The following is a 14,719-nucleotide window of genomic DNA, read 5'->3' as shown; positions in this document are numbered from 1 at the left end:
TCTTTCACCTCGTTATTGTACGTTTTCAGGAATACCTAAATGTCTTGCAACATAGCGGCACATTTCTTTTTCGAAATTACCATATGTGTATAAAAAGATATCTAAAGCTTCTTTTTGATAAAGACGAGTAGGGTCTTCTTGTTGATATTGTCTTAGTCCGATGCCTTCTTTTAAGTGGGTCATTGCATCTAAGTGATTGACCCAGTTCTGATCTAGGAAATGAAGGGCAACATATCGTAGCGACTGTTGTAAATCAGTATGGCTATCTAGCTCATTTACGCGCTCTTTATAAAGAGATAATGTTTCTTTCAAAACGGATTGTAAATCTTCCGGTGAATGTACATTATTTGCTGATAATGATGGCATATTTTCTACTGATAAAATTTCGTTTAGACTTGCTGTTAAACTAGCAAAATCCCATTCTTCCGGAAGCATACCTTCTACAAGATATTGCTTAGAAATGGCTTCTACAGCATGATCAATCATTGGAATAATAATTTCAATCATATTTGTATCTTCTTGTAATAAGCTATTACGTAATTTATAAATAACGTTACGTTGGTCATTTATTACATCGTCTAACTTTAAATTGTACTCACGCATGGAGAAATGGCTACCTTCACAAATTAATTGTGTACGGTTTACAAAATCATGGACTTTAGAAGTTAGAATAAGTCCTGTTTCATCTGTTTTCAGTGATTTCGTTAATTTCTCGACTTCTTCTTGTGCGAAACGTTTTAGCATTTCATCTTCTAAAGAAAGGAAGAATTGAGAGCTACCTGGGTCACCTTGGCGACCAGCACGACCTTTTAGCTGATTGTCAACGCGTCGCGATTCATGGCGTTCTGTCCCGATTACATGTAATCCACCAAGTTCGTGAACACCCTCACCTAGTAAAATATCAGTACCTCGTCCGGCCATATTCGTCGCAATTGTAATTTGACCTTTTTGTCCAGCAGTTGCGATTAAATCAGCTTCTTGTTCTGCGCTTTTTGCATTTAATAATTGATATGTAATATTTGCTTCATCTAAGTAACGAGCAACGGTTTCTGATTGTAAAATAGACATTGTCCCAATTAAAATCGGGCGTCCTTGTTTATTGTGTTTTAGAACATCTTCACGTACAGCTTTATATTTAGCATCGGCTGTTGCGTATACGACGTCCTTTTTGTCTTCACGAATAATCGGACGATTTGTCGGAATCGGCATAACTTCCATGTTATATACACGGTTAAATTCTTTTTCTTCCGTTTTTGCTGTACCTGTCATACCGGATAGTGCTGGATACATACGGAAGAAGTTTTGAATTGTAATGGATGCTTGTGTTTGATTTTCTTCAGTGATTTCTAAGCCTTCTTTTGCTTCAAGAGCTTGGTGTAAACCGTCACTTAAAGAGCGACCATCCATAACACGACCCGTGAAAATATCTACAAGTAGAATTTTTTCATCGTGTACAATATAGTCAACATCACATTGGAAAGCGACATGAGCTCGTAATGCTTGAATCATATAATGATATAAAGTTTGATGTTCCAAATCATATAGGTTATCGATATCAAATAAATCTTCTATTTTTGTAATACCGTCTTCTGTAAAACTAGCAGATTTCGATTCTGCATCGTATGTGTAATGAAGAGTATCCTGGAATGATTTAATAACTTTTGCACATAAATAGTGTAAATCAGAGCTGCTTGATTTTTTACCAGCGATAATAAGAGGTGTCTTTGCTTCGTCAATTAAAACGCTATCAATCTCATCAATAATAGCAAAATGATAAGGACGTTGTACCTGTTCATTTTTTGAAGAGGCCATATTATCACGTAGATAGTCAAAGCCAAATTCTGTTCCAATACCGTATGTAATATCAGCTTCGTACGCAAGTTTCTTTTCGGCAGGATCGATTTGAGGAATATTTAATCCAACCTTTAAACCTAGAAATTCATGAACTTGGCCAATTAATTCTTTATCTCGTTTTGCTAAATAGTCGTTTACAGTAATAACGTGAACGCCTTTTCCTTCAAGAGCACGTACGTATGTTGGAAGAGAAGAAACTAATGTTTTTCCTTCACCAGTTGGCATCTCTGCAATATTACCTTCTAATAGTACAAGGCCACCAATTAACTGTACATCGTAGTGACGTAATCCAAGTACACGTTTTGCTGCTTCACGTACAACAGCGAACGCTTCAACTTTTATATCATCCACTGTTTTTCCGTCACGAAGCATGTTTTTAAATGTGATCGTTTTATGACGCAATTCTTCATCAGATAAATCAGATAGTTTTTCTTCCAGATTATTAATTTCTTGAACAAGTTGTTCATACTTTTTTAGTTTTCTCTTCTGAGAATCTCCTAACAGCTTTTTTACCGAATTCAGCATGTTGTAAACACTCCTCTTACTGACAATAGCTACATTATAGCACATGTTTATCCCGAATAAGTAGAAGTAGTAAATTGAAGAAAAAACTGGATAGAAATAAGAAGTTATTGCACCCACTATATTTAAACCCTAGCAAGAAAGAGAGTATTCAATATATAAGAAATTTGGTATGATAGCTAAATGAGATAAAGTGAAATTTTTCAAAAAAGAGAAGAATATAGCTATCTCGTTTTATGTTGTAATATGTATGGAAATTATATATTGAAAGAAAAGAGCTAGAAGATGAATAATAAGTTTGTGAAAGGCGCTGCGATTTTAACGATTACAACGTTTCTATCGAAAGTGTTGGGAAGTTTTTTTCAAATCCCATTACAAAATATAGCAGGAGATGAAGTACTGGGGATTTTTCGCCTTGTTTTTCCTGTGTATATGATAGCTTTAACTTTATCAGTAGCGGGAGTACCGCTAGCTATATCAAAATTAATCGCTGAACTTCATGAGAAGAATGACGAGAACGGAATTGCCAAACTATTTACTTCAGCATCTATTATTGGAGTAATATTTGGAGTGCTTGGATTTTCAGTTATTATGATTGGATCAAGTATGTTTGCAAATATGCTTGGTGGACAAGATACAAGACTTCCATTAATCGTAACTTCGTTTGCGTTATTAATCGCACCATATATGGCGGTATATCGAGGATATTTCCAAGGTTTTGGAGATATGATTCCTACCGGGGTATCACAAGTAATTGAGCAGTTCATTCGTGTTTTCTTTATGTTAGCAATTGCATTTTTATTTGTATATTGGAATAAAGAGAGTGATGTTGTAACAGGCGGCGCAATGATTGGTTCTTGCCTTGGAGTAATTACGTCACTTATCTATTTGAGAATGAAGTATGTAAAAAGTATATATCGTTATAAAAGTAATACATATTCACTACAAGATTTTAAAGATAATGCAAAAAAGATACTTCAGGTCTCGATTCCAATTGCAGTTGGAGCATTATCGATGCCGGTGTTAAATTTAGTTGATTCTGTAACGATTCCACATATGTTGCATGAATCCACTACAACGATTCAAGAACAATTTGGTATATATAGTCGTGGATTTGCGTTTACACAATTAATTGTCGTGTTTGCAAGTGCGATGGTATTTCCGTTAATCCCGTTGTTAACGGCTGCATTAACAAAGAAGGATGTAGCGTTAGCAAAACAAACAATTGAACGAACAAATGAGCTTGCCCATGTTTTAACAACGCCGATAACAATCTGGCTCATGGCACTTGCAGTCCCGTTAAATGTTGGATTGTTTACAGATGCGAAAGGGAGCGGAATGTTAGCTATTTTAATTGGTAGTTCGTATTTCACATCACTTATGGTATTATCAATAGGAATTTTGCAAGGAATTAACCGTTCTAAGCAAGCGGCGTGGATAGTTGTTGGAGCGAGTTTTGTAAAAGTCATATTAAATATAGTACTTGTAAGTCAATTTGGCATAACTGGTGCGGCTTATAGTACACTTATCATATATATCATGATTTGTATCGTAAATTATATATACATTCGAAAAGAATTGGCTTATTCGATTCGAATGGGTAGATTTTTTGCTGTAATTGGAGTATCGAGTATAGTAGGTATAGGATTATATTTCACATCTACGTTCATAAATGTGGTAGATTCTAGACTTATTGCAATAATATATAGCGGTGTAGCGTTTTGTGTGGCCTTGTTTATATATGGCATATGCGCATTAAAGTTGAACTGGATATCCAAAAAGCAAATTCCATTTTTACGTAAGTAAATTTATCCATAAATGAGTATGGCTATTTATATGTTTGGGAAAGAAATCAATTTAAAGTTATCCAACTTTTCTTATTAAAGAGTTGATAGCGATTTGTTGAATGACAAAAAGTTGATTGCGAAATGTTGGAGGAGATTAAGAGTGCGGTTAGTTTTATCAGGATATTATGGTTTTTATAATGTTGGGGACGAAGCAATTTTGCAATCAATTATTAAAGCGCTACATGAAGAGGATCCTACTCTTGAGCTTGTTGTACTTTCGAATGACCCCGACTATACAAGAAAAATGTACGGTGTAGAGGCAGTAAATCGCTGGGATATAAGAGCAATTTATAAGGAAATAAAGAGAAGTAATGGCTTAATTAGCGGAGGAGGAAGCCTCCTTCAAGATAAAACGAGTATTAAAAGTATTTTGTACTATACGGGTATTATGCGAATTGCTCGTTTTTTGAAGAAGCCGTATTATATTTATGCGCAAGGAATTGGTCCAATTACGAAAAGACAAAATCGTTTATTAGTGAAATGGCAAGTATCAAAAGCGGAATATATATCAGTTCGTGATGAAGATTCATTTTTGTATTTAAAAGAAATTGGTATTAAGAAGGATATCGAACTAGTTCCAGATCCAGTATTGGCATGTCAACCAGAAGGAATGAAGTCGGAGTGGTTGCAAAAACATGCGATTCAAGGGAAAGTAATTGCAGTTAGTGTGAGGTATTGGGACGCGAAAGAAGATTATATGAAGAAGCTAGCAGATACGCTGAAAAAATTTAAGCGTGATGGATACCATATTTTATTCGTACCAATGCATGGACCATTTGATCAAAATGCATCACGCGATATTATTAATTTAATGGGAGAAGAAGCTCATATGCTTCCGTATAAGCTCGATATTCATGAGAAAATTTCAATTTTGTCGGAATGTTCGCTTCTAATCGGTATGAGACTGCATGCACTCATACTATCTGCGGTTGCTAATATTCCTATGGTCGGTATTTCATATGATCCAAAGATCGATTCATTTTTACAACAAGTAAATCAGCCGATTATCGGAAACGTAGATGGTGATTGGACGTCTGAAACTTTGTATAATGTCGCAACGAAGCAATTAGAACAAAAAGAATATGTACAAGAAACATTGGAACAAAGAGTAGAAGAATTACGAGAGCAAATTTCAACAGCGTCTCGATACATCATAAGTGACTTGAATTCAAAAGAGTTCAAAAAAAGAGGAATGGGATCTTAATTTAAGAGGACATCCTCTTTTTTATTTTTTGAAAAAGAAAATGTCGAAAGAAAAAATGAATTTGTAGAAAAATGTCGAATTACGTAAGTGATTGTAAATGTATGCTCATAAAGAAAGAAGTTTGAGAGATAAGATGTATGTTTAAAAATCCTAACATTAATATATATTGAATGTTTGTATTTAACGTTTTATTTAGTAAATGATAAAAAAATAGGTATGGTAATTTTGGGAAATCTGATGGTAATAAAAATGTCGAATCATAGAAAAATAAGTTGTCGATTAATGTCGTAATATCTTTATAGTCAAATATTGAAATTGGAAACGTTTTTCTGTTATAGTTGTAAATGGTTATAAGAAGATTGTTATAAATGTAATTCAGACGCGTTTTTCTATTCATTTAAAATATTCAGATTTTGCAATCTGGATTCTTTAAAACAAAAGTCGAAAAAACGATCGTTTCGAATTGTGAAAATTCACTTTTTTGTCGAATTTAAGGTTTTAAATTAGATGAAAAGAGTGTATGATTTCTTTATGATATCTTTAATACGGGATATTCTATTATTCTGTACAATGAATACTTTAACCACATTTATATCTACTAGTTTCAAAAACAAATAGAATATCTATTTAAAACATTATGTAACTAGTATTACATTCCTAAGGAGGAAATATATAAAATGGCAAAGACTAACTCTTACAAAAAAGTAATCGCAGGTACAATGACAGCAGCAATGGTAGCAGGTGTTGTATCTCCAGTAGCAGCAGCAGGTAAAACATTCCCAGACGTTCAACCTGGTTCTTGGAGTGCAGAATACATTGATTATTTAGTAGCAAAAAAAGCAATCGAAGGTAAGCCAGACGGAACATTCGCTCCAACTGAAGCAATCGATCGTGCTTCTGCTGCGAAAATCATGGCAATTACATTAGGTTTAGAAGTTAAAGATGGCGCAAAACCATCTTTCAAAGATGCTCAAGATTCATGGGCTGCTAAATATATCGCAGCTGTTGAAAAAGCTGGTGTAATTCAAGGTGATGGAACTGGTAACTTCAATCCAAGCAATCAAATTAACCGTGCTTCTATGGCATCAATGATTGTAAAAGCATACAAATTAGAAGATAAAGTAAGCGGAGAATTAGAAACTAAATTCTCTGATTTAAAAGATCACTGGGGTGAAAAAGATGCTAACATCTTAGTTGCTTTAGGTATCACTAATGGTACTGGTAATGGTTGGGAGCCAGATAAATCTGTAACTCGTGCAGAAGCTGCTAAATTCATTGCTAAGACTGACATGCAGTTCGGACAAAAAGCAGAAGCTAAAGTTGAGTCTATTAAAGAAATCAACGCTAAAGAGATCGAAGTTAAGTTCGGTACTGAAGTTAAAGATGTAACTGCTGCAAACTTTGCAGTTGTAGAAGGTTCAAAAGAACTTGATATTGAAAAAGTTGAGTTAAGCAAAGATAAAAAATCAGCAACTATTACATTAAAAAATGCACTTGTAAATAAACAAGCTTATGTTGCACATGTTAAAGATGTTAAATCTGTAGATGGAAAAGACATTCCAAAAGCATTAGAAGTAATCTTCTTTAACGATGAAGTAGCTCCAACTGTATCTACAGTATCTACTCCAGACGGAAATGTTAAAGTTGTATTCAGTGAAAAATTAAGCAAAGATGCAGTTACTGTTGTTATTAACGGTAAGGAATTCACAGCTACGCCTGAAGAGAATACTGTTACATTAACAAAAGCTGATGTTGCATCTGTAGTTAAAAACGGTGAAGCATTTAACGTAATCGTAACTGGCGCTAAAGATTTAGTTGGTAACACAATGGAAATGTACGAAGGTAAAGCTACTTACAAAGTAGAAAAAGATGTTACAGCTCCAGAAGTTAAAGATATTAAAGTGAAAGAACTTGTTGATGGTGTAGCTACATTAGAAGTTACATTCTCAGAAGAGCTTTCTGCACAAGGTAAAGTAGTAGTTAAAAAAGGTGATAAAGTAGTAGAGGGTGCTACAATTGCTCTTGATCAAGATACTACAAAAGCACTTGTTACAGTACCAGGAGCCCTTACGGACAAAGAAACAGCTGCAAACCTTAAAGTTGAATTTGTTGGATACAAAGATGCAGCTAACAACGTAGGTAATAAAGTAACTAAAGAAGTAAAAGTTACAAAAGATGTTGTAGCTCCTAACTTGGTAAAAGTTGTAGCTGATGAAAATAAAGCAGCAACATTTACTTTCGATAAAGAAGTAAATGCACAAGAAGGAAAACTTCGTGTAATTAATTTAGATACAAGTAAAGATGTAACTAAAGAAGTAGCTGTTGCTTCAGTTGAGGATAATAAAAAAGCTATCACTTTAACATTCCAAGAAAAGGGTAACTATAAAGTTGCTGCTACAAAAGGATTTGTAAAAGATACAGCTGGTAATGAATCTGCAGCATTTACTAAAGAAGTAAAAGTTGTAGAGAAAAAAGAAGAAGGTAAAAAAGATGAAGTAGCACCAAAAGCAACTAAAGTTGAGCGTGTTGCAGATAGCAAAACTAAGTTTACAGTAACATTTGATAAAGAAGTAAAAGGTGGCCAAGGCGCTGACTCAGCTTCTAATGTAAACAACTACACTTTAGCTGGTGCTAAATTACCAGAAGGTACTTTAATCGTTGTTAATGCTGATGGAAAATCAGTAACAATTGAATTACCAGAAACATTCACTTTTGAAAAATCAGAAACAGTGAAATTCACAGTAGCTAACGTTGCAAATAAAGACGGAGTAAAAATGGGTACAACAAACTTATTAGTAAATGTTGTAGACACAAAAGCTCCTGAATTCAAATCAGCTAAAATTACAAAAGTTGATGCTAAAGAAATCACTTTAACATTCTCTGAAGCTGTAAACGTTGATGCAACTGATTTTGTAATTGACCTAAACGGTGTAGTATTAACTGCGACAAAAGCTGATGAAACAGCTGAAGCTTCTAAAGACGTAGTTCTTAAAGTAACAGCTCCAGCAGATGTTAACTTAGCAACTGGTACAGTAACAGTTAAAGCTAAAGAAGTTGAAGGTAAAGTAGTTTTAAATACAGCTGATACTTCTGCTAATAAAAATAAACTTGTTGCTTTCAAACCAGTAACAGCAACTCGCTAATTGAAATTTATTTCAATAGAAAGAGCCCACAACATGTGGGCTCTTTTTTTATATAAAACGAGCTCTGAAAAATAAATTATATTTTGCAGATTAATAGTTAGCTTTATTGAGAAACAAATCAAAAGCGCTTTCAAAAATAGAAGAATACCTCATTAATATGTAAATTATTTGTAAATTCACACCTTTTTTTGTTAAAAAATCATTCGAAAAGAAGAAAATAATGTCGAAATGAAATAGTTTCAGTCGAATATAGTCTGAAAATTGTATTTTTTGTAAAAAATATTTAGGTGATGAAGTGGAAATATGTGCTATAATTCCAATTGTGTATTCGATATGAAAAATATACGAAGCGCATTGAGAGTGGTTTATAGGGAAACAGTTTATTCATTTTTATATTTAAACATTATCGATATTCTAATAGTACGATGAAAAGGCTGAATTATCAGAATGTGTCGAATCTTCTTTTGATAAAGTTCTTGATAACGAATAGTTTTGTATAGTATGATGAACTTGTTTCAGGAAATGGTATTCAAACCTTATATTTACATCTAACGGTTTGTATCATTTTTTATGTGAACTACTTTTCATTAATAGTGTTTTTGTTTATGTTTTTATTGTTTTATGGCTTTTTTATCTAGCTAGTTTTCAAATTTAATATGATATGAAACTAGTAGCATATTCCTGAAGGAGGAAATTTATAAAATGGCAAAGACTAACTCTTACAAAAAAGTAATCGCAGGTACAATGACAGCAGCAATGGTAGCAGGTGTTGTTTCTCCAGTAGCAGCAGCAGGTAAATCGTTCCCAGACGTTCCAGCTGATCATTGGGGATTAGATTCTATCAATTACTTAGTAGATAAAGGTGCAATCGAAGGTAAGCCAGATGGTACATACGCTCCAGCTGAAGATATTGATCGTGCTTCTGCTGCAAAAATTATGGCAATTACATTAGGCTTAAAAGTTGAAGAGGGTGCACAACCATCTTTCAAAGATGCTAAAAATCACTGGGCTTCAAAATACATTGCAGCGGTTGAAAAAGCGGGTGTAGTTAGAGGAGATGGAAAAGAAAACTTCTCTCCAGATAAAAAGATTGACCGTGCTTCTTTCGCTTCTATGATCGTAGGTGCTTATAACTTAAAAGATAAAGTTAACGGCGAGTTAGTTACAAAATTTGAAGATTTATTAGATCATTGGGGTGAAGAAAAAGCTAATATCCTAATCCACCTTGGACTTTCTGAAGGAACAGGAGGAAATAAGTGGGAGCCAGATAAATCTGTATCTCGTGCAGAAGCAGCTAAATTTATCGCAGTAGCAGATAAAAAGTATGGCAAAAAAGATAATGCACAAGCGTATGTAACGGATGTGAAAGTTTCAGAACCAACGAAATTAACATTAACAGGTACTGGTTTAGAAAAACTTTCTGCTGATGATGTAACTCTTGAAGGAGACAAAGCTGTTGCAATCGAAGCAAGTGCTGACGGTACTTCTGCAACTGTAACACTTGGTGGTAAAGTTGCTCCAAATAAAAACCTTACTGTAAAAGTGAAAAATCAATCATTCGTAACGAAATTTGTATACGAAGTGAAAAAATTAGAAGTAGAAAAACTTACATTTGATGATGATCGTGCTGGTCAAGCAGTTGCCTTCAAATTAAATGACGAAAAAGGTAACGCTGATGTTGAATACTTAAACTTAGCAGACCATGACGTCAAATTTGTAGCAAATAATTTAGATGGTTCACCAGCGTACATCTTTGAGAATGGAGAGGCAACTTCTGCTACAGGTAAACTTGGTGTTGGCCTTTCACACGGTGACTATAAAGTAGAAGTACAAGTTACAAAACGCGGTGGTTTAACCGTTTCTAACACTGGTATTATTTCAGTGAAAAACCTTGATACACCAGCTTCTGCAATTAAGAGTACTGCATTTGCGGTAGATGCAGATAAAAACGGTGTAGTATACGGTAATAAATTGACTGGAAAAGACTTCAAACTAAACAGCCAAACATTAGTTGTTGGTGAAAAAGCACAAATCCATAACGTAGTTGCTACAATTGCTGGAGAAGATAAAGTAGTTGATCCAAACTCAATTAGCATTAAATCTTCAAATCACGGTATTATCTCTGTAGTAAACAACTACATTACAGCTGAAGCTGCTGGTGAAGCTACACTTACTATTAAAGTAGGCGACGTTACAAAAGATGTTAAATTTAAAGTAACAACTGATTCTCGTAAATTAGTATCAGTAAAAGCTAACCCAGATAAATTACAAGTTGTTCAAAACAAAACATTACCTGTTACATTCGTAACAACTGACCAATATGGCGATCCATTTGGTGCTAACACAACTGCAATTAAAGAAGTTCTTCCGAAAACAGGTGTAGTTGCAGAAGGTGGATTAGATGTAGTAACGACTGACTCTGGTTCAATCGGTACAAAAACAATTGGTGTTACAGGTAATGACGTGGGCGAAGGAACTGTTCACTTCCAAAATGCTAACGGTGAAACTTTAGGTTCATTATATGTGAACGTAACAGAAGGTAACGTTGCATTCAAAAACTTTGAACTTGTATCTAAAGTAGGTCAATACGGTGCGTCACCTGATACAAAACTTGACCTAAATGTTTCTAACACAGTTGCATATCAATTATCTAAGTACACTTCAGATCGCGTATACTCTGATCCTGAAAACTTAGAAGGTTATGTAGTTGAATCTAAAAATCCAGCTGTAGCTGAAGCTAAGATTGTTGGAAATAAAGTTGTTGTTAAAGGCTTAAAACCAGGTAAAGTTGATATCCACTTAACGAAAAATGGTGCAACTGCTGGTAAAGCGACAATTGAAATCGTTCAAGAGAAGATTGCTATTAAATCTGTAAACTTCAAACCAGTTCAAACAGAAAACTTCGTTGAGAAGAAAATTAACATCGGTACTGTATTAGAGCTTGAGAAGAGTAACCTTGATGATATCGTAAAAGGTATTAACTTAACGAAAGAAACACAACATAAAGTACGCGTTGTGAAGTCTGGTGAAAACCAAGGTAAACTTTACCTTGATACAAATGGTAATGCTCACTTCGATTTATTCGATCAAGAGCTTGGTCATGTAACAGTGTCTCAAACAAGTGATTCTGTACTTCCAAACTTCAATCCAGACATTTACAATACTTTAACTACTAAGTACACTGACAAAGGTACATTAGTATTCAAAGTATTAGGTGAGAAAGATGTTCTAACAAGCGAAATTGGTTCACAAGCTGTACACGTGAACGTTCTTAATAACCCAAATCTATAAGTCGATTATAGATAAAGAAAAATCAGTGGGATGAATTCCCACTGATTTTTTAATAGAAGGAAGGCTCTTGTATTTTTACAAGAGCCTTCTTTCTATTTCTTAAATTTAAACATATCCCCGCTCAAATTCGAATCACTATACATAAACAATACCATGTTAATGTTATTGTCTTGAATGTATTGATATACATCTTTTTCGTGATAGTGACGTAGGTCGAGGATAGATGTGTGTTTGAAACTTTGTGCTAAGTGTGGCACGATTGCGTTTGCGAATGAGTCTTTTAGGACTAAGGCGCGTACTTCATTTTGTGCGTTGTTATTTTCGATGACGATTTCTGGATAGTCATCTGTGTAATAACCTGCGTATGATGTTGTATCTTTTTGTTTTTCTACGCCGTATATTTCATCTAAGTTTTGGTGAACGGTACCTTGCACATCTTTTGCGGTTACGCTTGTGAAGTTGAAACCGTCTTTCGGTGTGTAATAGCACAATTTTTCACCATTTGCATCTATGAGTTGGTATAGTTGGTTGTTGAAGCTTCCAACTAAATGTTTGTTTTGCGCACATGTACGAATATAATCTTCTTTTTTTATTTCTTTTCCTTTATATATAGAAGATTGTTGCCCAATTGTGTTCATTATATATTGGTAGCCTAAGAAGGCACCGTCCATATTCCAATGATGATCTGTTTTGAAATACATGTCCTGTATTTCTTCGTTTGTATAGTTCTGTTTAAAGTGTTCCATCAGTTTTATTGGCTTTACGTCTGCTGGAAGCTTCTTTAGAAAGTAATTTAAATTTTCCTGTGCATATGTATGAATATGAGAAGGTAATTTAAATGATAATGCATTCGTTTTTGACGGTGGTAAAGCAATGTAAAACTCAACGTTTTGTTCTTTTAAAAACTGAGATAAATCGTTTATAGCGGGCATGGATTGGTCAATTTCATTATATTTTTTTGTCCACGCCGGGTTTTTCAGGAGCCATTTATCATCAGTTAAAATAATGTCGTTAATGAGAGATTTGCCCATATTAATTTGAGCAATTGTATAGTTTTTAATAAGCTCATCTCGTCCGATTAGTTGATCATTTGTGTATGTTTCGACATCTTTAAAGAAGCTACCAGTTAGGAGAGCTTCTTTCGTAAGTGCTGGTTTTTGAGCGAGCGGCCGATTTTCAACTGGTGAAATGTCTCGGTCTGTTTTGAGTAACGATAATATGCCAAATGAAAAGATAATGGTGAGAAAACCGATAAACAGGATGAGGTTCCCCAATTTTTTCATAATAACGTTTCCTTCCTACATCAGTTAAAACCTGAAATAAATAAATGGATTATATGTTGAGTTAATCAAGTACATAACCGAAATCATAAATAATGTTAGTAATAATATAGGACGTACAAATTGCATTGTGAACATATACGTTTTTGGCGCAAGTTCTAGTATGTTTTTCATTCGTTTTAAAATTGGTGTCGCTGCGATAAAGGCAATGAGAAATACGATAATGTATTCATGTACGTATAACATCGTATTGTCATCGATGAAAGATTGGCCACCTATGCCGAACATCGCTTTTAAATATTGGAAAGAGTAAGCGAAGTTGTCAGCTCGGAAGAAGACCCAACCGATCATAACGATTAGTAATACGTATGCATGTTGCAGCGGCTTCCATAGTTTGTTTAATATTTTTTCGAATCCAGCTTTTTCAATTGAAATAATAAAGCCGTAATATAAGCCCCAGGCGATAAATGTCCAGCTCGCCCCGTGCCATAAACCAGTTAACCCCCATACGATGAAAAGGTTACGATAATTCGCCAGTTTTGAAACGCGGTTTCCGCCGAGCGGGATATATATGTAATCGCGGAACCAAGAGCCGAGTGTAATATGCCATCTTCTCCAAAACTCTGAAATAGATTTAGAGATGTACGGATAGTTGAAGTTTTTCGGGAAATCAAATCCGAACATTTTTCCAAGTCCGATTGCCATATCAGAGTATCCTGAGAAATCGAAATAAATTTGCAGGGTATAGGCGATAATACCAATCCATGCCGTTCCAACACTCATTTCAGATGGTGGTAAGGCAAAGATTTTATCAGCGACAAATCCAACTTGGTTAGCGATTAATATTTTTTTTGCTAGTCCGAGAACGAAAATTTGAATGCCTTCTGTGAATCGTTCAAAAGAATGGATGCGCGTTTTAATTTGCTCAGCGACAATATTGTAACGAACAATTGGTCCGGCAATAAGCTGAGGGAAAATAGAGATATATAGCGCTAAGTTAAGTGGATTTTTTTGAACATCCCCATCTTTACGGTATATATCGATGACATAGGACATCGCTTGGAATGTATAAAATGAAATTCCAATTGGTAGTGGAATAGGTTCCACATGAATAGATAAGTGCAATGCGTTGTTTAAAATGTCTGTGAAAAATGAAATATACTTAAAATAAGAAAGTAATAGTATATTTCCGACTACAGCCATAATTAAAAATGTGACTTTCATATTTTTTCGTTTATCATAATGATGCACGAGTAGGCCGAAGCAGTAGTTTAATACGATGGAAAAGAGCATTAAAAGAACGAAACGTGGTTCGCCCCATGCATAGAAAATTAAACTAAATGCAAGTAATACGAAATTACGTAGCTCGGCACGCACTATAAAATAGAGAAATAATACGAGAGGTAAAAAGATAAACAAGAAAATCGAACTACTAAATACCAAAGGACTCTCCTCACTTTTTCGAAATACATTTCGTAAAAAAAACGACATATCTATTATATATTCTTTTTTATAATAGTGCCTTTAATATTTTAGCATGTTAATAATTCGATTAAAATAATTATTCCATATAAACGG

At 34.4% G+C, this 14,719-nt stretch carries 7 protein-coding genes; 4 read left to right on the top strand and 3 right to left on the bottom strand.

The genetic code is table 11. The features are described 5' to 3' along the window. Positions 1-12: 12 nt before the first annotated feature. On the bottom strand, positions 13-2,379 hold the full coding sequence (secA2, locus tag RCJ96_RS10290; RefSeq protein WP_416504267.1) for an accessory Sec system translocase SecA2: 2,367 nt from the start codon (positions 2,377-2,379) through the stop codon (positions 13-15). Between the two features lie 282 nt (positions 2,380-2,661). Between secA2 and RCJ96_RS10285 the strand changes: the two genes are divergently transcribed. The 4 genes from RCJ96_RS10285 (at position 2,662) to RCJ96_RS10270 (ending at position 11,861) form a co-directional block, all read left to right on the top strand. After that, positions 2,662-4,182 (top strand): putative polysaccharide biosynthesis protein, encoded by a 1,521-nt coding sequence (locus tag RCJ96_RS10285; RefSeq protein ID WP_001060186.1) that lies wholly within the window; start codon positions 2,662-2,664, stop codon positions 4,180-4,182. 141 nt (positions 4,183-4,323) lie between these two features. Continuing rightward, positions 4,324-5,427 (top strand): polysaccharide pyruvyl transferase CsaB, encoded by a 1,104-nt coding sequence (gene csaB / locus RCJ96_RS10280; RefSeq protein ID WP_001241608.1) that lies wholly within the window; start codon positions 4,324-4,326, stop codon positions 5,425-5,427. Positions 5,428-6,104: 677 nt separating this feature from the next. Beyond that, positions 6,105-8,570: an S-layer homology domain-containing protein gene (locus RCJ96_RS10275; protein WP_074607465.1), complete on the top strand. Its 2,466-nt coding sequence runs from the start codon at positions 6,105-6,107 to the stop codon at positions 8,568-8,570. Positions 8,571-9,272: 702 nt separating this feature from the next. Beyond that, positions 9,273-11,861: an S-layer homology domain-containing protein gene (locus tag RCJ96_RS10270; RefSeq protein ID WP_074607467.1), complete on the top strand. Its 2,589-nt coding sequence runs from the start codon at positions 9,273-9,275 to the stop codon at positions 11,859-11,861. Positions 11,862-11,953: 92 nt separating this feature from the next. Here RCJ96_RS10270 and patB1 read toward each other — a convergent pair whose 3' ends face one another. Continuing rightward, positions 11,954-13,144 carry a secondary cell wall polysaccharide O-acetyltransferase PatB1 gene (gene patB1 / locus RCJ96_RS10265; RefSeq protein ID WP_416504266.1) on the bottom strand — a complete coding sequence of 397 codons (1,191 nt, stop codon included), beginning with the start codon at positions 13,142-13,144 and terminating at the stop codon, positions 11,954-11,956. A 24-nt stretch (positions 13,145-13,168) separates the two neighbouring features. Next, entirely contained in the window at positions 13,169-14,584 is a 1,416-nt protein-coding gene (locus tag RCJ96_RS10260; protein ID WP_000232137.1) for an MBOAT family O-acyltransferase, read from the bottom strand. Positions 14,585-14,719: the final 135 nt, after the last annotated feature.

This window comes from Bacillus sp. BSL6 (assembly GCF_052928345.1).
This window is presented reverse-complemented; position numbering and strand designations above follow the sequence as displayed.